Below are 26,947 nucleotides of genomic sequence, written 5' to 3'. Positions count from 1 at the left end.
AAAAAATTATTTGTGAGATAATACAAAGCGAAATATATTTGTTATAGTTCTAATGGTTTTATAAATTGCTTTTAGAACTAAAAAAATTAGAATCAAATCGATCAAGTGGACACTATGTGCTTTTCATAGTGTCTTTTTGTTATAAAATATTCTTTGTTTTTTTTTAATAGTTAGGAGGCAAATTGTTTTTGTTTCAGTAATCTGTTACTATAAAGTTGTTAGAATGAGATTATTAAAATGTTTTACTAAAGTAGAATAAAAAATCTTATAATATCAAAATAGTAGTAATAAAGATGTGTGCATTTAATCTGCTTAATATAGCGTCTAGATTAAGCAGGCACACCAAGACTTTATTTTTTTTATTCTTTAGGATATAATGAATAGATATATTGTTTTTTTGATTATTTTTTGTATTCAAAAAATGTTTTAGTGAGTAACTTTTCTTATTTTCCATAGTCTATTACATTATTTCTAAATAATAAGGTAGATTTTTATAACTAAAGTAATTTGAGATGATTTTTAATGTTGTTAATTATAGTAGAGGTGAGAATTTTGAAAAATTTATATATTATTGGTGCGGGCGGTTATGCTAAATCAGTGATAGATTCATTAAATTTGTATCAATATCATATAAAAGGGTTTATTGATGAATTTAAAACAGGAACCCATATAGGTTATCCTATAGTTTCTGATACAATTGAAGCAATTGATGATTATAAAGACAATGTTTTTTTTATTGCTATTGGTGATAATTATCATAGAATGAAATGGTATATAGAATTAAAAAAAAGAGAGTGTGTGCTAATTAATATCGTAGATAAAACTGCTATTGTTTCTAATCAAGCTCAAATAGGAGAAGGCTGTTTTATAGGTAAGATGGCTATTGTAAATAGCATGGTAACTACAGGGAATAATTGTATTATTAATACTAAATCACTAATAGAACACGGGTCAAGAATTGGGGACCACGTAAATATTTCTACTAATACTGTTCTTAACGGGGATGTTCAAGTAAAGGATATGGCTTTTATTGGAAGTAGTTCTGTAGTAAATGGGCAAATAAGTATTGGGTTTAATTCGCTGATAGGTTCTGGTTCAGTAGTAGTAAAATCCGTTGAAGATAACGTAGTAGTAGTCGGAGTACCGGCAAAATTATTAAAAAGGAGAGATATTAGTGGACTATAAAATTTTTATAATTGCTGAAATTGGATGTAATCATAATGGAGATTTTCAATTAGCAAAAACATTAATAGAAAAGGCTAAGGAAGCTGGGGTTGATGCTGTAAAGTTCCAAACGTTTAATGCAAGTAAATTGATTTCAAAATTTGCTCCTAAAGCAGAATACCAAAAAATTACGACAGGATCGGAAACCTCTCAATTGGAAATGACCAAAAAATTAGAGTTGCCGATTGAAGAATACATTAAGCTTAAAAAATATGCTGAATCGTTAGGATTAATTGTTTTTTCAACTGCATTTGATATGGACTCAGTCTTATCTTTAGAAAAACAAAATCAAGTTATTTGGAAAATTCCATCAGGAGAATTAACTAATTTACCTTATCTTCAATACATTGCTGACATCAAAATTGATGGAAAAAAAATAATTTTATCTACAGGAATGGCAACTATCGCTGAAATTCATGAGACTGTTAAAATTTTAAAACCAGAAGAAAATGATATTACTATATTGCACTGCAATACGGAATACCCAACTCAAGATACAGATGTAAATGTTAGTGCTATGATAGAGTTAGCAAAAGAATTTCCAGCTTATAAGATTGGGTACTCGGATCATTCAGTGGGTTCTACAGCCGCAGTAATGTCTGTAGCATTTGGTGGAAAATTAGTTGAGAAACACTTTACACTAGATAAAACTCTACCTGGACCAGATCACAAAGCATCTGCTACTCCAGATGAATTAAAAGAATTAGTTGATAATATACGTCGCTCAGAAGTAATGTATGGGACTGAAAGAAAAGTTGTCACAGATTCTGAAAGAAAGAATATTATTGTTGCTAGAAAATCAATATTGGCTGCAGAAGATATAAAAAAGGGAGAAATTTTTACAGAAGAAAACCTAACATGTAAACGTCCAGGTAATGGTATTAGTCCAATGAACTGGTTTAATATCTTAGGGAAAGTTGCTAATAAAAATTTTGAAAAAGATCAGTTAATTGAAGCAGAAGGATTTGACTGGGAGGAACAATAGTGAAAAACATCGCGATAATACCTGCTAGATCTGGTTCTAAAGGGTTAAAAGATAAGAATATTATAAACTTAATGGGAAAACCTATGATTGCTTATACAATTCAGGCTGCTATTGACTCTGGATGTTTTGATTCTGTTTATGTAAGCACAGATTCTTTGGAGTATGCTGAGCTTTCACAGAAGTATGGAGCTAAAACTATAATAAGGGATTATGCTCTTTCAGATGATAACGCAACAACATATATGGTAATAGAACATGCTTTAAATTTTTTGAATTCAAACGATATTCAGGTTAATACATTTGCTTTGTTACAGCCAACTTCTCCATTAAGGAATTCACAACATATACAGGAAGCTTATAAGTTATTTGTTGAGAGTCAGACGTCTATAGATTTCGTTGTCTCAGTGACCGAAAGTTCAAAAAGTCGTAATTTAATTCATACTATTGAAGATGGTACATTAGCTCACTTCGATTCAAACTATAAAAATTATAAAAGACAAGAATATCAAGAATATTATCCAAATGGCGCAATATTTTTTGGCAAGACATTGTCTTATATTGAAAAAGGAGATTTTTTCGGACCTAAATCTATACCTTATGTAATGGCTGCAAAAGAGTCTATTGACGTAGATACAGTCTTAGATTTTAAACATGTAATTGGTATCCTTGATGAAGATAATATAAAAAGAGAAGAACCTAAAAAAATACTATATCAGATTAGTGAAAAAGCTAAAAATAATGATAGAGATTCTGATGTTTTATTTTTTGGACATTCTGTGCTTAATGATTATCGTGATATTACTTTTAGGGAACTCTCTGTTTCAAATTGGGGTATAAATGGATCCACAAGTAAGGATATGTATTTTGAAGTAATTAAAAAAGAGCTTATTTCTTTTACACACACAAAAATATTTGTGATGCTAGGTGTGAATGACATAAAAAAAGGGATGACTATAGACGATTCAAAGTATTATTTGAATAAAATCGTTTCATATTTTATAAATTCTAGTCAGAAATCAAATATTGTTTTAGCTAAAGTAATGCATAATAATGGAAATATTTATGTTAGTAACGATAAAATTGACGAATTTAATAAGATGATAGATTTATTAGCTGAAAAATATAATATAAAAACTTTTTCATGGAAAGCTTTTGAAAATCATTTTGGAAAAGTACATTATGAATATTCTAATGATGGAACCCATCTTACAGACCTAGGGTATAAGTTAATGGAAAAAGAATTTTTTGAATTATTTCAAAAAGAGGAGTAGAAAGTATGTACAAAGTAGCTTATGCAACAGGCTCAAGAGCTGAGTATGGAATTGTTAAACGATACTTGCATTCTTTGAATAATGAAGAGGATATTCAAGTAGAGATACTAGTAACAGGTGCGCATCTTGATAAAAAATATGGATACACAGTTGATGAAATCAAAGCAGATGGATTTAATATTGCTAAAGAAGTACCCCTGTCAATTAATGTTGAAAGCAATTCGAACATAACTAAAAGTATGGCAAAGTGTTTATATGAATTTGGATCTTTTTTTGAAAATAATAAATACGATTTATTAATAATTCTAGGAGATAGATATGAAATGCTTTCGGTCGCAATTGCTGCTGCCATGAATAATCAACCCATTTTGCATATTCATGGTGGAGAAAAGACCTTAGGCAATTATGATGAGTTCATTAGGCATTCAATAACAAAAATGAGTTTATATCATTTTACAGCAACTGAAGAATATCGCAATCGAGTTATTCAACTAGGTGAATGTCCTGATCGAGTATTTTATGTTGGAGCTCTAGGAGCTGAGAATGCTTTAATTAATGTTGAAGAAAATTATAAGTTGGATTTTCCGAAACCGTATTTATTAGTACTGTATCATCCTGAAACATTGACAAGTGCTGAACCTGCAGAGCAAATAGAAGAGGTTATATCAGCGGTAGATTACTTTAAAAATGATTATCATATAGTATTTATTGGTAGTAATGCTGACACAAAATCAGATCAGATCACAGATAGAGTATATGAATATTGTAAGAGTAATAATTGTACTTATCTTGTTAATGTTGAAAATAAAGAATATCAAAATATAGTCGCTAAGGCTAGTGTTTATATAGGAAACTCATCTTCTGGAATAATAGAATCTCCAACAATAGGGACAAATTCTGTTAATATTGGTGACAGGCAGAAAGGTAGGGTAAAAGCAACTTCTACAATTGATGTTAAGTGTGATCGCATTGAAATCATAAAAGGTATACAAAAAGCTCTAAACCTTAATATTAAGATTGAAAATCCTTATTATAAAGAAGACACGTTAAATAATTATGTATGTTTGACAAAAAAATTATTAAGGGAAAAAATTTCTGAACAAAAAGATTTTTATGATCTTAATTAATTTTAGAAACCTTAATAAACTGGTGAATTTATGCTTATCATAGTAGAAAAATTTAAAGAATGGTCATTATAAAAAAAGTTAATTTTAATAAAAATATAAAATAGAAATACGTTTGTAAAGTGAGAATAGGAATATTCTCGCTTTTTATTTACTAGAATATAAGGGAGTTAAAATGGTTCTTAGTAGTTACTCAACATCAAACTACTTCTAATAATTTTAGTATGATTGCATTATTTAAATTTTTTTCGTTTCTAGTGTTATATAATTATGGTAGAATAGATTCAGTTTGAGTACATAAAAAAAAGCTTTTGAATTAGGCTTTTAAATTAATTCAAGTAAACTAAATTAGTAAGAAAAGGGTGAAAGAATGTCACAATCAAGATCTGAAATGCGAGAAAATCCAAGAAAGAAAAAGAAGAAAAAAGGAAAAGGTTTAAAAATTTTTCTGATTATTATATTAATACTATTTATTGCACTAGGTTTATTTGTTTGGAAAATCTACAGCGACGTAGCTGGAACAACTGAAAAAATTCATAAAGATGTTGAAACAGAAGAAGTTCGTGAAAGTTCGGTTGATATTAGTAAGAAAGATCCATTCTCCATTTTATTATTAGGTGTGGATACAGGAGATTTAGGTAGAAAGGAACAAGGTCGTTCAGATACAATGATTGTCATGACAGTAAATCCAACTACAAACAAAGCAACAATGGTTAGTATTCCTCGTGATACTCGTACTGAAATCATAGGTCACGGAACAACTGATAAAATTAATCATGCTTATGCATTTGGTGGAACAGCTATGTCAGTAAATACGGTACAAAGTATGTTGGATATTCCAATTGATTATTATGTTGAAGTGAACATGAAAGGATTACAAGATATTGTTGATGCTGTTGGTGGAGTTCAAGTTACCAGCCCTTTAACGTTTACTTATGAAGGATATAACTTTACAGAAGGTGAATCTACTTCACTAGACGGTAAAACTGCACTTGCTTATTCTAGAATGCGCTATGATGATCCAAATGGAGATTATGGTCGTCAAGAACGACAACGACAAGTGATCCAAGCAACATTAGAAAAAGTAGCTTCACTATCAACGATTTCAAATTATCAAGACATCTTAGGATCATTAGAAAATAACATGCAAACAAACCTTGAATTTAATGATATGGTAAAAATCTTTAATAATTATCGTTCAGCAGCAGGAAACATTGAGCAAGTTCAATTAGAAGCTGAAGGAACAACGATTGATGGAATTTATTATGGTATTGTATCAGATCAAGAAATGAGTAGAGTATCTGGGTTACTGAAAGAACAATTGGAATTAAATTAATTAGAAAGACATTGTGAATTTTTCATAGTGTCTTTTTTCTTTTAACCTAAGTCATTTAATACACTGAAGTATCAGTATAGCGGACTGATTGTTTTTGTATCATTAATCTGCTATTATTAATTTGTTAGTTTGATTTTACGTTTTTGTTTAATATAAAAAAATAAAGGAGCAAATCCATTTTGAAAATTACTGTAGTCGGAACCGGTTATGTTGGATTATCCAACGCCGTTCTTTTAGCTCAACACAATGAAGTCACTGCATTAGAAATTATCGAAGAAAAGGTAGAATTAATTAATAATAAAAAGTCTCCTATTGTAGATAAAGAGATTGAAGAATACTTAGCAATAAAAGAGTTAGATTTAACAGCTACAACAGATAAAACGACTGCGTATCAAGATGCTCAGTACGTTATTATTGCAACACCGACAAGCTATGATGACAAAAGAAACTATTTTGATACATCGACAGTAGAAGGCGTTATTGAAGATGTGTTGAAATACAATCCAAAAGCTACAATGATTATTAAGTCAACTGTACCAGTTGGTTATACGAAAGAAACAAATGAAAAGTATGGTGTGGATAATATTATCTTTGCTCCAGAATTCTTACGTGAAGGAAAAGCACTTTACGATAATTTATATCCATCGCGCATCATTGTTGGAGAAAAATCAGCAACAGCTGAGATTTTTGCAGGTTTATTAGTAGAAGCCGCCATTAAAGAAGATATTGCTGTTTTGTTTATGAATTCAACTGAAGCAGAAGCAGTTAAATTATTTTCAAATACTTACTTAGCATTGCGTGTGTCTTATTTTAACGAATTAGATACCTATGCAGAAGTCAGAGGGTTGGATACAAAATCAATCGTTGAAGGTGTAGGATTGGATCCAAGAATTGGAAATCATTATAACAATCCTTCATTTGGTTATGGTGGCTATTGCTTGCCAAAGGACACCAAACAGCTGCTTGCTAACTATGAAGATGTCCCGAATAATATTATTGGCGCGATTGTGGACGCAAACCGTACGCGCAAAGATCATGTTGCAAATATGATCATGAAACGTGATCCAAAAGTAGTTGGAATTTATCGGTTGACGATGAAAACGGATTCGGATAATTTTAGAGCATCATCTATCCAGGGAATAATGAAACGCATCAAAGCAAAAGGAATTGAAGTAGTGGTTTATGAACCAGTATTAAAAGAGGATACTTTTTATAATTCAAAAGTGCTTCGTGATTTTGAAGAATTTAAACAAATCTCTGATGTGATCGTTTCAAATCGTTTAGGAGAAGAATTAAAAGACGTTCAAGAAAAAGTGTATACAAGAGATTTGTTCCATACAGATTAATAACGAATTAAAATCACTCTATTGGAGGTAAAGGATATGTCAAAAGTAAGAAAAGCAGTCATTCCAGCTGCTGGATTAGGAACACGTTTCTTGCCAGCAACGAAAGCGACAGCTAAAGAAATGTTGCCAATCGTTGATAAACCAACAATTCAATTTATAATTGAAGAAGCAATTGAATCAGGTATTGAAGAAATTTTAATTGTAACTGGAAGAAGCAAACGTTCAATTGAAGATCATTTTGATTCTAATTTTGAGTTAGAACAAAATCTTCAAATGAAAGAAAAATATGAGTTGTTAAAATTAGTGGAAAGTACTACTAAAATCAAATTACATTTTGTACGTCAGTCATATCCTAAAGGTTTGGGAGATGCTGTTTTACACGGTAAGAGTTTTGTAGGCAATGAACCTTTTATCGTATTGCTTGGTGATGACTTGATGGTTGATGATGTCCCTTTAACCAAACAATTGATGAATCACTACGATGAAACGGGATCTTCAGTCTTAGCTACCATGCGTGTTCCTCATAAAGATACATCTAAGTATGGAATTGTTGACATTGATGGAGAAGTCTCTAAGGACCTTTACAAAGTTAATCACTTTGTTGAAAAACCAAAACCTGAAGAAGCTCCAAGTGATCTTGCAATTATAGGTCGCTATCTGCTAACTCCTGAAATTTTTGATATTCTTGAAAAACAGGAACCGGGAGCGGGCAATGAAATTCAATTAACTGATGCGATTGAAACCTTAAATAAAAAGCAACAGGTATTAGCTCTTGAATTTAAAGGGAAACGTTATGATGTTGGAGATAAGTTTGGTTATATGATGACAAACATTGAGTATGGTCTTGAACACAAAGAAATTAAAGATAACTTAAAAGAGTATATTATCCAATTGAGTAGAGAATTAGACGGTAGAGAATAGACATAATAAATGAAGAGCTTTAATAAGCTCTTCATTTTTTTGTTTTTTTATAAAGTGTAGTAGATATGCTTAAATAGGAGTGTTAAAATAAAAACTTCTTTTTTTAAAAAAATTTTTTTGGAATTATAGTTCACGGACAAAATTGGTATGGTATACTGTTTAATGTCGTGTTTATGGCATTATAGTATTGTAAGTTTCGGCAGTTAATTTATGTAGGTCTCTTGAGATTAAAAAAAGAGGCCACTTGCCAACATTCTCATAAATACCGTACCATCTTAGTTGGATAGACTAATCAACGGGAGGTACTTATAGGAGATGTTAACAGTGACCGAAATTAATTATATCAGAGAACAAGTAAACCTAAAAGATGAAACTTACGCAACTGTAGGACGAAAGTTGGGCATTGACGCTAGAACAATCAAAAAGTATGCAGATATGGAAGATTTCAATCTACATAAACCACATAAACAAACCCGCACAGCTCGAGTAATGGATTCAGTGAAGCCAGTGATTGATAAATGGCTAATAGAAGACTTCAAAAAGAAGAAAAAGTACCGCAGAACAGCTAAACGAATCCACCAGCTCCTCCTGGAGCAACATGAATTTACAGGATCAGATCGAACCATTCGTGATTATGTATCTAAAAGGAAAAAGGAATTACTGAATACAGTACAGTCTTCTGCCATTCCTTTAACTGCCAAACCTGGTATGGCACAAATCGATTTTGGCGAAGCTCCTTTTTATTATCAAAATACCTACACAACTCTTTCCTATTTAGTTCTTTCTTTTCCTTATAGTAACGCCTTTTGGTTTCAGGTTTTGGAAGCTCAGAACAAAGAAGCTTTTTTAGAAGGAATGAAGCGTATTTTCCACCATATGGGTGGTGTTCCAAAAGCTATTCGCTTTGATAACCTTTCGCCAGCTGTAAAGAAAATCAGACCTCATGGTAAACGAGATTTAACGGAGGAATTCGAACGTTTCACTGCGCACTATGGATTTCAGCTAGAGTTCTGTAATCCTGCAAGAGGGAACGAAAAAGGACATGTCGAAGCTATGGTAAAGTATGTACGGAACAATTTTCTACTTCCAGAAGTGCATACTCATAATTTAAAAAGTTTGAACCAAGACTGTTGGCTATTAGCTGAAAATGACCGGGGACGAATCCACTATCAAAAACAACTACCCATTTCCGAATTGTATTCGGCAGATAAAGAAGCCTTTCTCTTATTGCCAGAAAAAGAGTTTGACTGCATTCGTTACGAAGAAGTAAAAGCAGATAAATATGGCTATGTTCATTTTGATACAAATTTATACTCTAGTTCACCACGGTTCGCTCTGGAGAAAGTTCTGTTGAAAATTTCTTATGAATACATTACTGTTTTTAGCTTAGACTATAAAGAAATTGTTCAACATCATCGCTTATATGGATACAAAGAGAAATCTATGGATTGGCAACCTTATCTCTCACTCGTTTCGAAACGGCCTACGGCTCTTAAGTACACAAGCTTTTATGATCAACTCCCAGATGCATGGCAGTCTTATTTTTCTCAATGTACGGTGGAAGAAAAGAAAGACAGCCTACAATTGCTTTCTACTATCTTAAAGGATAATCATATGGAAATCGCCGTTCAAGCTCTTCTGCAAGCTTCTGAAAATAGTCATCCAAGTGCAGAATCCATTAAACAAATTTTTTATCAATTGGTAAACGGATGTGGCGTTCGTGTGATTGCCCACTTACCTCAACACACTCCGTCCATGCCTACTATAACTAGAGGACTTGGTCAATACGATAAACTCTTTAAGCCAATGGAGGATGAAGACCATGCATGATGATATTCTAAACTATGCGAAGCGATTGAAATTGAGTTGGATTCCGCAGCACTATCAGGAAATAGAGGCACAATCACAACAAGAATTTCTTTTAAAGTTAGTTGAAGCAGAAGTCACTCAACGAGAAGAAAAGAAACTAAATCAATTATTAAAACAATCTACCTTACCTACGGTGAGCGGAGAATCGTTCCTATGGGACGATATCCAACTTCCATCTGGAATTACGAAGGATTTTCTTCTCCAAGGAGATTTTTTAAAACATAAAACGAACTTAATCTTTTATGGAGGTGTTGGAACAGGAAAAACCTTCTTATCTACTTTGATTGGATTAACTATTATCCGAACACAAGCAAAGAAGGTAAAATTCTATACAGTAGCTTCTTTAGTTAATGCACTTTTAGAAGCAAATACTAATGGTAATTTAGGGAAATTAATGAAACAACTTAGTAAATTGGATTTACTTATTTTGGATGAATTGGGTTACATCCCTTTGCATAAGCAAGGTGGAGAATTACTTTTCCAGGTTATTTCAATGTGTTATGAAACAAGAAGCATTATTATCACCACAAATCTTCAATTTGGACAATGGAATCATGTTTTTGGCGACCAGATTCTAACTGAAGCAGTTGTCGATCGATTAATTCATCATTCTCATTTACTCATTTTTAACGGCGAAAGCCACAGATACAAGCAATCCATATTAAATAGCAAGTAAAAAGAGAAAGAATGTCGGCATACATTTTTAACTGCCGTTTCTTACATTTCCTACTTGCCAAAAACAAATGTTTTCGGCAGTTATCATTGAACTTAAACCACTAATCTTATTACAAATATCTTGATTCATTTTGACTAAGTTATTATTTGATTCGCTAATACTATTGATAAGTTGTTTTTGATTATGAATAGTTTGATCATGTCTTATTTGTAATTTTAAATCATTTATTGATTCTTTCCAGTTATCATTAGCACCTATCAATAATTGATTGTACATGTAAATAACATAATCCAGCTTTTGATCATCCATATTTGAAGGAAGTGCATTTGTAGGTATTTTAATACTTAACTGTTGGTGTTGAGTTTTAGTGTTATTTTTTTCATCAAAGTTCCATGTTTTAATTTTTTTTTCTAATTCATCATATTTATAATTAATTTCATCTTTAATTTGTTCGTATTTAAATACTTCCATGATATTCGCTTTTGTGATTCCCTTCTTTTCAGCTGATAAAATATCTTTTTTACGTGCATTAACAAGTGTATATTTATTATATACTCTAATTGTAAATGTCATAACGTTTTTAACCACTGCAATAAGTATTCGATATAGAAGTGAAAATAAACCCAATAGCGGTAACCAGATTAAAAATAACGCAGGAAAAATAAAAGAAAAAATTAAGGCAAGTATTATTCCACCAATTATCATAGCAACAAGCTCCGCTGATACACTATTTACTATCGATGAACTATTTAGTCCCAATAGTAGAAATATGAATAAAAAAAATAAGGTTTTAATATAAATAGGAATATTTTTTAATGTTAATGGTTTATTTCTGAAGGAATTTTTGTCTGATAATTTTTCTTTAGCCTTTGTTTCGTAAAACAATAAATTTTCTGAATAAAACGAATCATAATTTCTATTTAGTCTTGTTAAATTATAGGCACGTTCTTGTCTATTTGTTTCTAATTTTTGCGAGATAGAAGTGTTATGCCTTTCTATATATGTACCTGTTTTTATATAATTATAAAAAAAAGTTAGTAACTCTTCTCTATCCATTTTTATGACATTAATTTGTTCTGTACCTTCTGTAGTACTTTCCATTATAAGTATCCTCCTAATTCTATTAACCTTAAGATATTGTTAGCTAATTTTCAGTTCTTTTCATAGATTTTTTTTATTTAGTATATCTCCTTAATTCGAAATTGTTTTAACGAATTCTATCCCTATAAAGTATGTTTTTTGTTCTAAGTATCCTATCTATATTCATGGTACTAATTATTTTATTAACAGAGAGCTCAGAAGTCATTACTCAATTATTGAAACTAAATTAAAAAGTAATACATGAAATTATGTAATTTTTGAGTATTAAATTATGACTTCTAATCTTCAAAAAAGTTTTCTTGATTTTCTATAACTTCTCCATTAAATCCAGTAAATTTATAAATTCGCTTAGTTACTTTTCTACCAGACCCAGATGTATCCGCTGCAGGAATTCCTCCACCAAATTTCACACCTAGAGAACCAGATCCTTCTCCTTCGTAATATTCTTCAATCTCTACTATTTCAGCAGTAGAAATTCTTTGCGATATAGCTAATTCTTGTGCTAATTTTGCTTCATTACTCCTTATTTGATGTAGATAATTTTGTTTCTTAGCTTCTTTCTTTAAATCTTCAATTGAACCTTTTTCCGCTACTGTTGTTGCTTTATCTATTAGTGCTTCAGAGCCTTTATAAAGTAAAGCTCCAAGAGGATTAATTCCAAACTGTATTGCTTTAAAAGTTTTTTCTCTATCTATCATTTTATACACACCTTTATATTTATTTAAAACATCTCCTTATAATAACATACTATATCATTGTAAGAAAACGTTTTTAGATAATAAATACTTCTCTATTTAATTCGTGCCCATAACCGTATTACTACTAAACTAAGTAGGGTTCTTTCCAATGTTAGTTGATAATGGTTTATTATAGGCAACTAGTGGGAGCATAATAAAGAAAAAGAGGAAGAAGTGGGTTTCCATGGAAGATTTGGTAGAGTTACTTGATCCACATTTAGTGTATGAATCTCATGTGCTAATAGACAACAGATTAGACATCCATGTTTCTTCTTCCCGTCTTAAAGCAACTTGCCCTTAGTTAACTGTCAACTAAGATTGTGCACTTTCATTAATCAAATATGGTTTCTCTATTTTTCAATGGATGTATTTCTCCATCCATATGGATAACTTCACAGCGATGGAGAAGACGATTAAGAATTGCTGTTGCGATACTATGAGCTCCAAGCATCTTACTCCAATTATACGGACCTTTATTGGAGGTTAGGATAATGGCACTTTTTTCGTACAAATCACTGACAAGTTGAAAAAATAAATTCGCCTCATTTTTTTTCATGGCCATAAACACCATGTCATCGATAATCACTACCTCTGAAAATCTGATACGCATTAATCGCAGTTCAGATTTTCTTACATAACTTTCAGTTTTTAATAACGAAACTAATTCAGCCATAGATACAAGAGAAATTTATTTTCCTTTATGGATTGCTGCTAACTATAGGCCAATAGCAGTATTGTTTTTACCACCAAAAAAATTTTGACCTTCAAATAAATAAAGAAAGAATAAGTAAGTATATAAAAAAACATACTATTCATAGTTAAATTAACATTGAGAGTGTAAAATATTTTGTGTAAATGAAAAAATCCATACAAAAAAGGAAGTCCCTTCTGTAGAATAAAGTTAACGACAACCAATTCACAGAAAAGAGGACTTCCCTATGAATGATTTTACTACAGAAATTGTGCAAACTCTAGTCACTAAAGGCGATTTAAATGAATTATTCCGTTCGCACTTAGAAAAAGCGATAAACACACTCCTACGGACTGAATTAACGGCTTTTTTAGATTACGAAAAATATGATCGCACTGGTTTTAATTCAGGTAATTCGAGAAACGGTTCTTACTTTCGATCAATCAAAACCGAATATGGTGAATTAACATTGGAAATACCTAGAGATCGTAATGGTGAGTTTAAACAACAAACTTTACCAACCTACAAAAGAACAAACGATACATTGGAAACCACTATTATCCATTTATTCGAAAAAGGTGTTACGATGTCTGAAATTGCTGATTTAATCGAAAAAATGTATGGGCATCACTATACTCCACAAACCATGTCCAACATGACTAAAGTTCTGACTGAAGAAGTAAACGCCTTTAAATCCAGAGCCTTAAATGATAAGTATGTCGCTATTTTTATGGACGCTACTTATATTCCATTAAAACGCCAAACCGTATCCAAAGAAGCGATTTATATTGCCATTGGTATACGAGAAGACGGCATTAAAGAAGTACTGAGTTATGCGATTGCTCCGACTGAATCAACATACGTTTGGAATGAGCTGCTACAGGATATTAACTCCAGAGGAGTTTAAGAAGTCTTGCTTTTTATTACGGATGGCTTAAAAGGCATGAAAGATACCATCCAACAAATTTATCCTAAAGCAAAATATCAGCATTGTTGTATCCATGTATCTCGTAATATTGCTCATAAAGTACGTGTCAAAGACCGAAAAGAAATCTGTGATGACTTTAAGGCTGTTTATCAAGCTAACTCAAAGGAAGAAGCGAATACATTCTTATCCTGTATGATTGAGAAATGGAAGAAAAACTATCCTAAAGTGACGCAGTCACTCATAGAAAACCAAGATTTATTGACTTTTTATGAGTTTCCACCCAGTATTCGTAGAACCATTTACTCAACCAATCTAATCGAGTCTTTCAATAAGCAAATTAAAAAGTACAGCCGCAGAAAAGAGCAGTTTCAAAATGAAGAATCACTAGAACGCTTTCTAATCAGCATTTTTGATACATACAATCAAAAATTTCTAAACAGAAGCCATAAAGGTTTCCAACAAGTAACCGATACATTAGTTTCAATGTTTACTGAGTAACTAATTATTTTGCAGAAGGACGATTTATTTACACAAAATTATTGACGCTCCCGAACTAAATCCAAAGAATTTCGTAAGTTATGATTATAAAATTCAATAGATGAAATAATAACACAATGAGTTCTTCCAACTAGTGTTGGTAGGCTCTATTTTTGAATTAATTACAAGAAAAACTTGTACTTATACGAAAGCTTTTCCATTCTATATCATACTAATTGAAAACACATTTGTGGGGAGTAATAACATGAAAGTAGTGATTATTGATATCTGCCACTGAGACTTACCGTTAGGAGATGCGGATATTTTCTTAGCAGTATGATAGTATAAATGCAGTTGTCTATCTAATTATGAGCAGCTTTTGCTGATTTTTAAGGTTCTTATGAGTATAATGAACTTATTAGTACATTCTCATTTGAATAAATAGTCTGTAGCTACTCATAATAGACAAAGAAGGAGCAATATAGTGAAATTAAACATTGAACAGCGCAAAATTATCGAACTTGAACCAAGCGGCCATTCCCTCATCAAAGGTGTTGCCGGTTCAGGGAAAACGACTGTTGCTATTCACCGTCTGTCGTTTCTTCAGGAGTACTATTGCCCTGAAGAAGAGGATAGCATTCTACTGGTGACTTTTAACAAAACCTTGCTGAACTTCATCAAGTACCAATATGATCATTTGGAATCGACGGAAAGTGAAGAATTGCTAGGGTTATTCAGTACTAGCGGAAAAGTACATATGCAAAATATTGACAAATTGATGTTTGCCTTTTTTAAGAATTACCAAAAGAGGCACAAAGTACATTACCAGATAGCTGCGTTTTCTGATCAAATAAATGCATTGCAGCGCGCTATTCTGAAATTGAAAGAGACATATCCCGATATTAAGTTGCTCTCACCTAAGTACAGTAGTTTTCTGTTAGATGAGATTGACTGGATTCAGTCATGTGATATCCCAGACTTGGAAACGTATCAAGAAATAGATCGGATCGGTAGAGCTAGTGGGTCGCAAGCAAACAGTCCGCAGAAGTTAAATAAGAAATCCCAGACACGAGCTGCCATTTATGATTTGATGGAATTGTACAGCCAGATATTGTTGGATAAAAAAATGGTAGACTTCAAGACAATGAACAACCTGTCTCTTCAAGAAGCGGCTGAGCACGACCAACCACGGTATACTCATGTCATTATTGATGAAAGTCAAGATTTGTCAAAAGTGCAATTGAAATTCATTAAACAGTTACATGCCGAAAAGAGTTATGCGTCTATCATGTTTGTGGCGGATAATACCCAGAGTATTTATTCTCATTCTTGGCTTGGTAAGGGACGTCCTTATACTACGCTAGGGTATGACATGAGTGGGAAGTCCCGGACACTGTCCAAAAACTACCGGACGACAACCGAAATTTCTAAAGCCGCCTATGGACTGATTGAGAATGACGAGCAAATTAAAGGAAATGTAGATTTTGTTAAGCCTTCCCTAATTGACCGGCATGGACACGCGCCCATCTACCGATTTTTCGCTAATTCCCAACAACATGCTGAATACTATGTGAATGAAATCAAGGAGCTGACCAATGACTATGCCTTAAGGGAAATCTGTATTGTCGCTAAAGAAAAGAGGTTGATTGAAAGTGCTGCTGTGGCCTTGGATAAAGCAGGTATTCCTTGCGAACTGTTAGCGCAAAATGAACCGCATTTCGAACAAGATACTGTAAAACTGACCACTATGCATTCGATAAAAGGACTGGAATTCAAAGTAGTTTTCCTTATTCATTTGGATGAAGATGTCATTCCAAACACCCGTCACCGGTTGGATGATGATGACTCTCTCGATTCAGAAGAACGGAAACTCTTATATGTTGGAATGACTCGAGCTAATGAACTATTGTATATGACTTCTGTGAAACGACCTTCCAAGTTTATCAAAGAAATCGATAACCAGGCACTCAGAATGATAAAAGATGCTTCATTTCACCCGTTCCAATCGATAGCGATTCAGGATTACAAATTGACTGATAAGGTTGTAGATGTCAATGCCAAAGAAGAAGTCGTCCGGCAGTGGATGATGAAAGAATTGAATGAGACATTTGGTTATCCGCTTGAACTTCTACAATTGGAATATCCTGTCCAACTGTTTTCCAAGAGAGGTTATGTAGATATTGCGGTCACAATCGAGCATAAAGGGGAGAAGATTCCTTACATCTTTGCGGAAGTTAAATCATTTGCGAGTCCAATTGATGTGGCTATGGAACAACTGAAATCGTACATAATGGCTAATCCACATGTACGATACGGCATAGTGACCAACGGCATCGAAGTCAAAATTGTTGACCGCAATGGAGAAAGAGTTAGTGATGTTCCGCCTTGTCAGCCGCAATTCCTGCCAGCTACCAAAAAGCAGCATACGTATATGGATTTGCGTCATCAAGTTTCGTACAACTATCTCAAAGATAAAGAAGATGAAACAATAGTTGAAGTTGTCGACCCTACTACGAATCTAACACTGGAAGGTGCGGTGGATCTCCGAATTCCCATTATTGGAGATGTGGCGGCAGGCATTCCGACAACGGCCATCGAGCAGTATGAAGATTCTGTTTTGCTGATGGAAAAATGGGTCATCCAACCTCAGCACACATTTGCCCTGAAAGTGACCGGAGATAGTATGATTGGCGCGGGCATCGACAAAGGTGACCTAGTTATTGTCCATAAGCAGGAATCCGTCAGCAATGGCGATATTGTCATCGCGCTGATTGACCAAGAAGCGACCATGAAGAAGTTCATGTTGATGGGCAGCTCCATACTGCTTATCTCAGAAAACCCGAATTATGAACCCATCCAGATGAATGCTGAGGATGTCATGATTAACGGAAAAGTGATTGGCGTGTTGAAGAAATAGTTGAAGTGTATTCTGCGAAGATAAAATTACTAGAAGATTAGTTGGTTGATGGCTTCCATTTTAAAAAAATGAAAAGCTTGAATTTATGAGATTGAATGAGATGTCATAGAATTAGGAGGGATTTTTATTAAAAGGTGTTTTGGGGTCATCATAGTGGCGTTAGCTTTAGCTGGTTGTTCAGCAGAAAATAATGAAGGAATCTCTATTAAGCAAGACAGCAATATGTCTATCTCTTCTGAATTAGCAGAAGAGACCATGGAAAGCAAATCGATTAATGAGAAAAAAGCCACGTTTAATCTTGAAAGTGGAGAAGAAACGACAGAATTTTTTAGTGATTATTTTGGTACACAAATGGAAGTATCAATTTATGATTTTGAGGAAGAGCAAGAAACAAATTACATGTATTCCGAGATTTTCACACTATCAGCTGATAGTGCGAGTGATGCAGTCGAGCAGATTACCTTCTTTGGAGTAGATAAAGAAGAGGTTCGAGATATATTAAAAATAGCTGATTTTCCAGAGAACCCCGTCATCGAAGAAGTTTTGTCTTTCGAAGGTGAATTGAAAGATCCAACTTCTGGAGATTTTTACTCTACGGAATATTATAACGACCTAGGATTAGGTGCAAATATAACCATAAAAGGAACCATATGGGGCGATGAAGAAGAAAAGCCATATAGTTTGACGTTATTCTATGACAAGAAAGCTTATGATAAGTACGCGGGATAATTAAATCTATACTTAGCAGATACAATACTGATGAATGTGAAAAAGGGCTTGAAACTATGCTAAAAGTTCCAAGGTCTTTTTAGCATAGTTGTTTTTATAAACAAATATTATTTCTTTTAGTTGGTACAGTTTGGCCATTCGAATGTTTTACTTACTATGTTATACTGAGTAAAAAGAGACGTTGACAAGGAGTAATGGTATGAAAGTAGTTATTATAGGCGCTTCTTTTGCGGGGGTAGCGGCAGCTTTAGAAGTGCGTAAAAATAATAGTGATGCAGAAATCATCTTATTGGAAAAACAACTTACTTTAGGGTACATTCCAAATGGTCTGCATTTATATTGGGAAAATAAAATTTCTGACTTAGATTCAGCCTACTTTATCACGAAAAAGCAGTTAGAAAAGCAAAATATTCACTGTTACTTAGAAGCATCAGTTGAAAAAGTTCACACTGATCGCAAAGTAGTAGAGTATATTTATCAGGAACAAGAAGAAATAATTACTTATGATAAATTGATTATTGCAACAGGTTCGAGCCAGTTGTCGCAAAAAATCAGTGGCAGTGCTAGCGAAAATGTCTTGAAGTATAAACGTCACCATGAAGCCCAAACGGCTTTAGCTAAAATTAATGATAGTCAAAGTGTGGCTATTATTGGAGGCGGTCAAGTCGGAATTGAAGCAGCTGATTTGTTAAGCAAGCAGCAAAAGCGCGTCACACTGATTGAAAACATGGATTATGTATTATTCAAGTATTTTGACAAAGAAATGATCCAACCTTTGCAACAAAAAATGCTTGAACAGGGAATTGATTTGCGCTTGAACCAAACGGTTTCTGCGATTGAAGCAGAAGGGGAGCAACCTGTAACCGTTCGTTTTGGAAATGATTCAGTCACAAGTGATACTGTTATCTTAGGGGTAAATGTGAGACCAGATTTACATTTTTTGGATGAACATATTAAGCTCCACATGGACCAAACAATTGCCGTTGATCGCTATATGCGTACTTCTGTAAAAGATGTTTTTGCTGTGGGGGATTGTATCCAACTAGCTTATGGAGATGGCGACGAGACGGTTTATATCCCACTGGTGAACAATGCTGTACGAACAGGGATTGTGGCGGCTGCTAATCTTAGTGAACCAAAAATGGCTTTTAAAGGTTCTTTACGCACGATTGGAACGTTTTTGTTTGGATACTACATTGCCAGCACGGGTATAACGGAAGCTGAAAGTATGTTTACCGATCAAACGGTCAAAGCTTACCGCCAAGAGGTGTGTTTAACTAGCTTACCTGATTCTGATACCGTAACCATTAAATGGGTCTACGATGCAATAAGCCATGTCTTAGTAGGCGCACAAATGATTTCTAAGTCCAACATCTTAGAAAAAATCAATACATTGGCGTTGGCTATTCAAACGAAACAAACATTAGAAGAGTTGCAACAAAAAGACTATTTCTTTCATCCCTCGTTCACTCAAATGATTGCAACAACCAATTTAGTTTCTTGGTTGGAAGAGAGGGCTGACGAAAATGAAAATTGAACACTTCCTTGAGAAAAATGACATCAGAGAAGTTACGATTTTTAAACAACTTGTGTTAAACGGCGGCAAAATTTCTTATACAGATATGTTGGACTATTTAACTGTCGCTAAAGCCTCACTTGATAAAGATTTGGAATCCATCTCTTTTCGGATTCAGTCGCTTGCTGGTCAAGTGCACATCAACTATGACGGACAGTCCATTTCCTTAACCATGAGCGATGAATTTTCGTTGCAACAGATTTATCAACTGTATTTGAATCAGTCGGTCAAAGTTAACATAATCCGCTTTTTATTTAAACACCAAGAATTTTCAATTGTTCAATTGACGCAAGAATTAATGATTAGCGATTCTTCTTTATTTCGGAAAATCAAAGAATTGAACAGCTATTTAAAAGAGTTTGGCATCAAAATCCGTAATGGACAGATGCATGGGGAAGAATTGCAGATTCGGTACTTTTATTTTCAATTTTACAGCTATATCGAAGACAATCTAGGCAGTAGTGTTTCTCATTCTGACAAGCAAATTATGCAAATGGTCCAAGCGGTTGAAAGCTACCTGAAAGTCACTATTGAACCAGAAAATAGGCAACGCCTAGATACATGGATGCTGATTAGTAAAAATCGCATCAATTGCAAAGATAAGAAATATACTTATTTGCGTAAGCAAATGCAGCCTTACTTAGCAGATACGTTATACCAAAAAATCCGTATTATCGTCTTGCGTTATTTCAGTCGGTATTCCATTGAAGTGGATGAAGAAGAAGCGATGGTACACTTTGTTTTTTTGCTGGCTTTTCCTATTTTGAACGAACACGATTTTCACGACTATACATTGGAACGGGACCGCCGTGCACCGATTGCGACGATTGATACGTATATTGTGGAAACGATTATCATTCACTATAAGTTCCGCAGACTACCTTATATGCTGGAACGTGAAATGTTTTATCACCTTTCTCATATCCATACAAAACTTTATTTTTTTCAAGGCGACATTGAAATTTATGATTATGAAGAAATGCTAGTCAAGGAGCAACAGTTTACCGGCAGAAACCTTGTTTCATTCTCCAATACATTGTTGGACGTCAGCACAAGTAAATTTGGCATTAATAATGTAGAAAGCAACAGTTTACTGAAAGTAGGGTTGCTGAAATACATCAGTCTACTGGCGAACATTACCTTTAAAATGACGACTATTTTGCAAGTTGGCATTGATTTGAAAATGGAAGCTATTTATACTGAGACGCTGAATCAACTATTGATCCTGAATATGCGCCATATTAATGGCATACACGTCGAAGCTTATCAGTCAGGTAAAGTGTATGACCTCATTCTCACTAATGAACAACCAGCTCAAAAAGAACACTATGGTAAAACCAAAGTGTATGTGTTGTCTGAAATCTTATCATCCTTCGATATGAAAAATATTCAAAGGATTGTGCAAGAGTTAAACAGTTAAATGCTATGAAGCAAGAATTTTTGTATAGATAAGGTAGTTAAGAATTGTTTACCTACCATATAGGTGTTTTATAAAGAAGTATACGGTGCTTAAGATAGGAGTGCCTACCATATACCTAACTGCCACAATAAACTTATGGCAGTAAAAGTTGTTTTGCGTACGGTAACGTCATCTTTTACGAAGCAATATGGTACGTAACGATTTCAATCAACCAAAAACCATCTAAAAGGTTACTCTTTTAGATGGTTTTTGGTTAGACGTAATGTATTTATTTTCTTATTTATCATTCGATACCGAAAAATTCAGGAGCTACATTTCAATGTTGTTTAATGGATCATTTAATTATAAAATGGTCCATTTTTCTACAGATAAAAAGACTAACTCTAATCAAAAAAATGTCTCGCATAGACTAGTAAATACACTCGGATTTTGTTTACATTCAATGAATGGAACCTTATAATAAAGTTGTATTCAATTTCTTTTGTTATTTATTTTTATTCATTAAAATCAGTTCTAAATGATTAACAAAAATTAAAATTTCATACTGAATTGTGAAGAATTCTGGCAGTTATTATTTAACTCATTAGTTTATCTAGTATAGCTATAAAACAACTGCTAAAAAGTTGTAGGAATATTAAATGAATTTTTCAACTTTTAAAATTATACCAACGGCTTAAAGGACTTGTTCTTACAGTCGTTGGTTTTTTTTATTTAAGAAATATGCAAACAATAAAGTTTGTGTGACTATTATGCATAATGAAATAAGAAAGTAACAGAATTTGTGCTTCGCTTATTATTAAAGATAATACAAATTATATCATTAAGGAGAAACATTATGGGAATGCCAATAAAACAAAATACACATACAGGATTTAAATCACAAAACTCTTCAGGAAATTTGCAAAATGAAATTAAAACAGAAGAAAATCTACAACAAGAATTCAAAGAATTACTGAAAGATATTAGTACAGAAGTAATGGATTCTACAGTCAATCAATCCATAAGAGAGGCTTCTGTCACTATAAAAAAACAGGTTCCTGAAATTGAGAGAGTAGTGTCAAAATTACGAACAGAATCTGATGGGATTCAAAAAGTTAAAAATGAACTGCAAAATTTGAAACTTGAGTTAAAACGTGTGCTGAATGGATTTGAAGTGAATAATGACCAATCAAAGATAGATGAACAAACAAAGATAGTGGAAAATAGATTAGATAATGCAATTTCATACTTAGAAACAGAAAATAAAAATTCAATCAAACAATTATCATCATTAGTTGTAAAAAATAATGAAAGAATCGATAAGTTAGAGCACATCATCTTGCTGAAAATGATACAACAAGAAGAAACAGTCCAACTTAAAATAGAGAGTACTGTAAAGAAATGGTCTATTTTTACATTGATTGGTGTGTTTATTATAATAGCTATTTTCTGAGAATCTGGCTATTAAAATTGTACAGTATAGGAAATTATTAAATATATATAAAGCATTAATAAGAGATACAATCATATAGAATGATTTTTATATGAATAGGAGGACTCTCATGACACAAACTGAAAAAAAGATGACCGAACAATATGTTCATCTACTAGAGTTACTTTCTCAAAAGAACAAAGAATCAATTGAGCATGCTACAAGAAAAAGAATCAGTTTCTACCGAAACTCTTCTGAAAAATATTTTAGAGAATTCACTCAATTGTGTTCTATCTCTGACAAGATAGAACATAATATACCATCTTTGACTAAAATAGTCTTTGGTGAAAGTAAAAGCAATTACACTTCTCGTCTTTATGATAAAGTATCTTCTATCATTCCTCTGTACCAAAATTTAGAGAAGGACTTAGAAAAACCGTTTAAATTATTTGTGATGGGTCCTGGGAATTACGGAAAGTCTACGTTGATTAATAGTTTGTTAGGAACAAAAGAAAAACATGCTATTGAAAATATACGGCCAATGACTTGGAAAATAGATATCTTTGAAAGGAATTTAAACGTTGACCAAGTGAGCATTGTCTATAAAAATGGTGCTGTAAAACAGTACTCAAAAGCTGATGCACAAATTTTAATAAGTCAGGAAGAGAATAAAACAAAAGAATCTAAGCAAGTGGTTAAGAAAAAAATGAACGAGTACATACTTAATAATAAGTTAGGGCCTAAAGAAAAAAAGGAACTTAAATTAAAGCTGGAACGCGATGAAGTCTACTATTCTGATATCGTTGAAGTTCGTTGGGGAATCCCGAATGCACCATTTTTAAATCAGTTTAGTATTGTTGACACTCCAGGACTAAATCAAGAAAATTTTTCAGGAGAAGTAAGAAATAATGTCCAGGAATACTACCATAAATCTGATGGTGTTATTTGGCTCTTAGATGCAACCGCTATATCTGCAAAAAATTCGGACAGACTACTAAAGGATCTCGATGAATCTCTCCAAGAAATGGGAGGGAAGAGGGCAACAGAAAATATGATTGCCGTACTGAACAGAATTGACTTAGTTGACAAAATAGAAGGACAAAGGGAACAAGTCCTACTAGATGCTGAGCGTATATATGGAGATCGTTTCAACAAAATAATGCCTTATTCAGCTTTAAGGGCTTATGAAGGAGTTGTAAAGAACGACATAAAGCTTATGGTTGAGAGTGGACGTAACAATCTTTTGGATGAAATAAAATATACCTTTTTTCAAGACGCTAAGACGATTCAGTGTGAAAAAAAGAATGAAGCTTGCAGTATCTATAATCGTGATATGAAAACTACTATAGAAATGTATCAGGTGCATCTAAAAAAAGATACCGAGAAACTTTCTGAGGCTTTAATTCTTGCAAATGATTCATTAGTTGAAGAAACTAAGCGACTAACAAAGGAATATAAAAGTTACATGAACAGTTATATTGAGTCATTTGCTAAGGACCTTGTATATAATTTAGAGCATTTAACTACTTTAACGAATGAAACTCACAAAAAACAATATGTAAGAGAAGTTATTTTTAAACACCCCACTCTTTTAAATGAATTGGGAGCTTTTATGGAAAAAGCACATTTAGATATTTCAAGACGTACGCAAGAAATTATCCGAGAAAACCATTTTACACAATATAAGTATCTGGATAAGTCCTATGGCGTCACAATTAATCTACCATCTTTGTCTAGTACTAAAGTCAAGACAAATCTCAATGTGACTATGCCTAGTATTGGTAAATTCACGGCTTATTCGGCTGGTGTTGGATTGATATTTGGACCAGTTGGAGGATTGATTGGCGCAGGAGCTGGTGCTTACTTTAGTAATAAAGCTCGGAAAAATACAATGAATTCATTTTTAAATGAATCAGATAGAATTAAGCACAGCCTATGGGTTGAATACAAAATGTTCTTGCAAAGATTGCAAAAGACAGCTGAAAATGAAGTTACGGAACATTTGAAAAAATCGTTTTGTGAACTTTATACCATTGATAGTGAGGACTTAGCTAGAGTAATGGATTCCTCCAAACGTATACAAGAATGTGGAACTGAGGCTTTACAAAAATTCGAGCAAAAAAATCTTATATTTGACGATCCTATTACGTCTCTGATTCTTTCTTAATTAACGGGTAGGATAAAACACATGAGGAGGAAGTAAAATGAATGAGAAATTGACAGAAAACATTTTGACATTACTGCAAAAGCGCCCGATTGACTTGAATCAAGAACACTCTTTTATCAGCCCAGAAGTGAAAACGGTATTATTGAAAAATAATAGTGATATGGAATACTATAATGAAACGTGGAAAAATCCACTTAAAGTGGTGCTTATGGGTGAAGTAAAAGCGGGTAAGTCTACATTGTTGAATGCAATAGTGGGAGAAGAATTGTCACCAGTTGGTGTAACTGAAACGACGGCAGTAATTATGGAAATTGCTTATGGATCAGAAAAAGAGGGAATGATTCTAAAAAAAGATGGAACCAGCGAAAAAATGGATATTGAAGAGCTATACCAAGCGTTAGAAAGAAATCGGGATAATTCAAGTTTTTATGCAGAAATAGAAAAAATCCAACTCCTTTATCCACTAAAAACGCTTAAAGAAATTAGGATAGTTGATACCCCTGGAATTGAAACAATTACTGCTGCTAACCAAGAAACAACAAAAGAATTTATTAAGAAAGCTGATGTCGTTCTTTGGGTATTAAGTGTTCACCATTTAGGACAAGTTGGTATTGATGAAGAACTCATGGAAGTAGCAGAATGCGGTAAACCTATCATTATGCTTGTCAATCGAATCGACCAAGCTAATGAAAATACTGAAGATATTATGGATTTTATTGATGATATGTACGGGTTCTATGTCGAGGCCGCTTTTCCTGTATCTGGATTCAAGGCATTTGAAGGTAAAAAATCTGGAAATGATACATTATATAATGAATCTGGTTTAGTAGAAATACTGAATTACTTAGAAAAAAATATTGATATTGCAGCAATAGAAGTGAAAGAAGAATCGGTTTCGGCTTCAGTTTTTCAACTTGTTCAAAAAGAAATAATGACATGTAAAGCAGTGATTGAAGAAATCTCTTTTGTCAAAGAATCCTTAAACCGACGGAAAGAAGATACAGACTATTTTCAAGATAAAATAAATTCAGCCATTAAGCAGGATGCAGAAAGCTGGTTGGCCAATGAGTTCCTCCAAAAAGAGAAAACAGTAGTACTAAAGGCTATTTCTGATAATAGCAAGTCTATTTTAAAAGATAATACTGGCGAAATCAAAAATATGCTGACTGAATATTTTTCTGAGAAGTATGTTACAACATCTATAAAAGATTTTTGGCTCGAGCTGATAGACTTCTCTGAAAAAGAGCGAGCACATGCGCTAAAGGTTATGGGAGAAAAGTTCAAAAAAGAAGCAGAACAACATATGGAAACACTCTCTTTTGAAATGTTTAATCCAATTGGAGATTTCTCTTTGATTCAAACTGATGATGCTCTTTCAGATTTGGTAGAAGGGGCGAAAAAGGGTGTATTTATTGGAGGAGCCTATGGATTAGCTGTTTCAGCGTATGCGTCTGTGCTTGGTCCGTATGCAGCTGCCGTTACCATAGGGACAGCCTTAGGATCTGTTCTTCCGCCAGTTCTAATAGCGGGTGCTGTTACTGGAGCAGCAATTAAATTTGTAAATAAAGATAAAAAAATAAAAGAACTTCAAGAGACCACATATAAATTATTTGAAGAAATAAAAAACAACGTACGAGATATCTTAAATGATATGGTCAATCAGTTGACTGCTGCTAACGAAGAGTACTTTGAAGCATTATACAGCCAACTTGGAGATATTATACTTAAAGGTTCTACGTTGGAAGAACTAATAAATCTGCAAAAAGACATGGATACGTATATTGCAAATCTTGATAGCAACTCAAATATACTTGAAACGAATTTAACTCAAAAACAGGAAAGAACTGCAAAAATTATTCAAGGAAATTTTACCGGTGAAAATAAAGTTAGCCAATTGTCAATTCTTAAATCAGATTCTAATTCTCATAACTTAATTGAAAAAGAAAAAATACTTGAAGAGATAAAATTGCCTGAGGAAAATAAATATGAAGAAGTAAAAACAGTAGACGACACAATCGATGACTTATTACGTTAGGAAGGA

The 26,947-nt window shown here is 33.1% G+C and carries 19 protein-coding genes and 1 pseudogene; 17 read left to right on the top strand and 3 right to left on the bottom strand.

Annotated features, from left to right (window positions below):
* The first annotated feature begins 552 nt into the window (after window positions 1-552).
* The 9 genes from BP18_RS01580 (at window position 553) to istB (ending at window position 10,752) form a co-directional block, all read left to right on the top strand.
* Window positions 553-1,185 carry an acetyltransferase gene (locus BP18_RS01580; RefSeq protein ID WP_197050074.1) on the top strand — a complete coding sequence of 211 codons (633 nt, stop codon included), beginning with the start codon at window positions 553-555 and terminating at the stop codon, window positions 1,183-1,185.
* A complete protein-coding gene (gene neuB, locus BP18_RS01575; RefSeq protein ID WP_029276842.1) occupies window positions 1,175-2,209 on the top strand; it encodes an N-acetylneuraminate synthase in 1,035 nt (344 codons plus the stop codon). Before BP18_RS01580 ends, neuB begins: the two co-directional genes overlap by 11 nt.
* Window positions 2,209-3,480: a cytidylyltransferase domain-containing protein gene (locus BP18_RS01570; protein WP_051669223.1), complete on the top strand. Its 1,272-nt coding sequence runs from the start codon at window positions 2,209-2,211 to the stop codon at window positions 3,478-3,480. The genes neuB and BP18_RS01570 overlap by 1 nt, the downstream gene beginning before the upstream one ends.
* A gap of 5 nt (window positions 3,481-3,485) precedes the next feature.
* Window positions 3,486-4,607: a UDP-N-acetylglucosamine 2-epimerase gene (gene neuC, locus BP18_RS01565; protein WP_029276846.1), complete on the top strand. Its 1,122-nt coding sequence runs from the start codon at window positions 3,486-3,488 to the stop codon at window positions 4,605-4,607.
* Between the two features lie 367 nt (window positions 4,608-4,974).
* A complete protein-coding gene (locus BP18_RS01560; protein WP_081835458.1) occupies window positions 4,975-5,940 on the top strand; it encodes an LCP family glycopolymer transferase in 966 nt (321 codons plus the stop codon).
* 179 nt (window positions 5,941-6,119) lie between these two features.
* Window positions 6,120-7,286, top strand: a complete 1,167-nt coding sequence (locus BP18_RS01555; RefSeq protein WP_029276850.1) for a nucleotide sugar dehydrogenase — start codon at window positions 6,120-6,122, stop codon at window positions 7,284-7,286.
* A 36-nt stretch (window positions 7,287-7,322) separates the two neighbouring features.
* Window positions 7,323-8,207: a UTP--glucose-1-phosphate uridylyltransferase GalU gene (gene galU / locus BP18_RS01550; protein WP_029276852.1), complete on the top strand. Its 885-nt coding sequence runs from the start codon at window positions 7,323-7,325 to the stop codon at window positions 8,205-8,207.
* Window positions 8,208-8,522: 315 nt separating this feature from the next.
* On the top strand, window positions 8,523-10,037 hold the full coding sequence (gene istA / locus BP18_RS01545) for an IS21 family transposase (RefSeq protein WP_029276854.1): 1,515 nt from the start codon (window positions 8,523-8,525) through the stop codon (window positions 10,035-10,037).
* A complete protein-coding gene (istB, locus tag BP18_RS01540; RefSeq protein WP_029276856.1) occupies window positions 10,030-10,752 on the top strand; it encodes an IS21-like element helper ATPase IstB in 723 nt (240 codons plus the stop codon). The genes istA and istB overlap by 8 nt, the downstream gene beginning before the upstream one ends.
* Window positions 10,753-10,779: 27 nt before the next feature.
* Here istB and BP18_RS01535 read toward each other — a convergent pair whose 3' ends face one another.
* From BP18_RS01535 to BP18_RS01525, 3 genes are all read right to left on the bottom strand, one after another.
* Complete coding sequence (locus BP18_RS01535; protein WP_035050174.1) at window positions 10,780-11,853, bottom strand: hypothetical protein; 1,074 nt, start codon at window positions 11,851-11,853, stop codon at window positions 10,780-10,782.
* 278 nt (window positions 11,854-12,131) lie between these two features.
* Window positions 12,132-12,551, bottom strand: a complete 420-nt coding sequence (locus tag BP18_RS12270) for a hypothetical protein (protein WP_051669224.1) — start codon at window positions 12,549-12,551, stop codon at window positions 12,132-12,134.
* Between the two features lie 370 nt (window positions 12,552-12,921).
* Complete coding sequence (locus BP18_RS01525; protein WP_051669225.1) at window positions 12,922-13,263, bottom strand: ATP-binding protein; 342 nt, start codon at window positions 13,261-13,263, stop codon at window positions 12,922-12,924.
* Between the two features lie 265 nt (window positions 13,264-13,528).
* Between BP18_RS01525 and BP18_RS01520 the strand changes: the two are divergent.
* The 8 genes and pseudogenes from BP18_RS01520 (at window position 13,529) to BP18_RS01485 (ending at window position 26,941) form a co-directional block, all read left to right on the top strand.
* Window positions 13,529-14,707, top strand: a pseudogene (locus BP18_RS01520) (IS256 family transposase).
* A gap of 463 nt (window positions 14,708-15,170) precedes the next feature.
* Window positions 15,171-17,603: a transcriptional repressor LexA gene (gene lexA, locus BP18_RS01515; RefSeq protein ID WP_029276863.1), complete on the top strand. Its 2,433-nt coding sequence runs from the start codon at window positions 15,171-15,173 to the stop codon at window positions 17,601-17,603.
* Between the two features lie 153 nt (window positions 17,604-17,756).
* A complete protein-coding gene (locus BP18_RS01510) occupies window positions 17,757-18,332 on the top strand; it encodes a hypothetical protein (RefSeq protein ID WP_029276865.1) in 576 nt (191 codons plus the stop codon).
* 199 nt (window positions 18,333-18,531) lie between these two features.
* Window positions 18,532-19,869: an FAD-dependent oxidoreductase gene (locus BP18_RS01505; RefSeq protein WP_029276867.1), complete on the top strand. Its 1,338-nt coding sequence runs from the start codon at window positions 18,532-18,534 to the stop codon at window positions 19,867-19,869.
* Window positions 19,859-21,328 carry a helix-turn-helix domain-containing protein gene (locus tag BP18_RS01500; protein ID WP_029276869.1) on the top strand — a complete coding sequence of 490 codons (1,470 nt, stop codon included), beginning with the start codon at window positions 19,859-19,861 and terminating at the stop codon, window positions 21,326-21,328. Before BP18_RS01505 ends, BP18_RS01500 begins: the two co-directional genes overlap by 11 nt.
* Before the next feature lie 835 nt (window positions 21,329-22,163).
* Window positions 22,164-22,760 (top strand): hypothetical protein, encoded by a 597-nt coding sequence (locus BP18_RS01495; RefSeq protein ID WP_029276871.1) that lies wholly within the window; start codon window positions 22,164-22,166, stop codon window positions 22,758-22,760.
* 109 nt (window positions 22,761-22,869) lie between these two features.
* The gene (locus tag BP18_RS01490) at window positions 22,870-24,906 is read left to right on the top strand and encodes a GTPase (protein ID WP_029276873.1); all 2,037 of its coding nucleotides are present in this window, start codon (window positions 22,870-22,872) and stop codon (window positions 24,904-24,906) included.
* 37 nt (window positions 24,907-24,943) lie between these two features.
* Window positions 24,944-26,941, top strand: coding sequence for a dynamin family protein (locus BP18_RS01485; RefSeq protein ID WP_029276875.1), 1,998 nt, complete (start codon window positions 24,944-24,946; stop codon window positions 26,939-26,941).
* Window positions 26,942-26,947 lie beyond the last annotated feature (6 nt).

It is taken from the genome of Carnobacterium jeotgali MS3, from assembly GCF_000745125.1.
GTDB classification, from domain to species: Bacteria; Bacillota; Bacilli; order Lactobacillales; family Carnobacteriaceae; genus Carnobacterium_B; species Carnobacterium_B jeotgali.
Note: the sequence above shows the minus strand (reverse complement) of the source record. Positions and strands in the feature narration are given on the sequence as shown.

Excerpts from the sequence above, each read along its gene's own strand:
- BP18_RS01495 (WP_029276871.1), top strand. The coding sequence starts at position 22,164 with ATGGGAATGCCAATAAAACAAAATACACATACAGGATTTAAATCACAA.
- BP18_RS01525 (WP_051669225.1), bottom strand. The coding sequence starts at position 13,263 with ATGGCTGAATTAGTTTCGTTATTAAAAACTGAAAGTTATGTAAGAAAA.
- BP18_RS01505 (WP_029276867.1), top strand. The coding sequence starts at position 18,532 with ATGAAAGTAGTTATTATAGGCGCTTCTTTTGCGGGGGTAGCGGCAGCT.
- BP18_RS12270 (WP_051669224.1), bottom strand. The coding sequence starts at position 12,551 with ATGATAGATAGAGAAAAAACTTTTAAAGCAATACAGTTTGGAATTAAT.
- neuC (WP_029276846.1), top strand. The coding sequence starts at position 3,486 with ATGTACAAAGTAGCTTATGCAACAGGCTCAAGAGCTGAGTATGGAATT.
- BP18_RS01560 (WP_081835458.1), top strand. The coding sequence starts at position 4,975 with ATGTCACAATCAAGATCTGAAATGCGAGAAAATCCAAGAAAGAAAAAG.
- BP18_RS01535 (WP_035050174.1), bottom strand. The coding sequence starts at position 11,853 with ATGGAAAGTACTACAGAAGGTACAGAACAAATTAATGTCATAAAAATG.
- BP18_RS01485 (WP_029276875.1), top strand. The coding sequence starts at position 24,944 with ATGAATGAGAAATTGACAGAAAACATTTTGACATTACTGCAAAAGCGC.
- istB (WP_029276856.1), top strand. The coding sequence starts at position 10,030 with ATGCATGATGATATTCTAAACTATGCGAAGCGATTGAAATTGAGTTGG.
- BP18_RS01500 (WP_029276869.1), top strand. The coding sequence starts at position 19,859 with ATGAAAATTGAACACTTCCTTGAGAAAAATGACATCAGAGAAGTTACG.
- istA (WP_029276854.1), top strand. The coding sequence starts at position 8,523 with ATGTTAACAGTGACCGAAATTAATTATATCAGAGAACAAGTAAACCTA.
- BP18_RS01490 (WP_029276873.1), top strand. The coding sequence starts at position 22,870 with ATGACACAAACTGAAAAAAAGATGACCGAACAATATGTTCATCTACTA.
- galU (WP_029276852.1), top strand. The coding sequence starts at position 7,323 with ATGTCAAAAGTAAGAAAAGCAGTCATTCCAGCTGCTGGATTAGGAACA.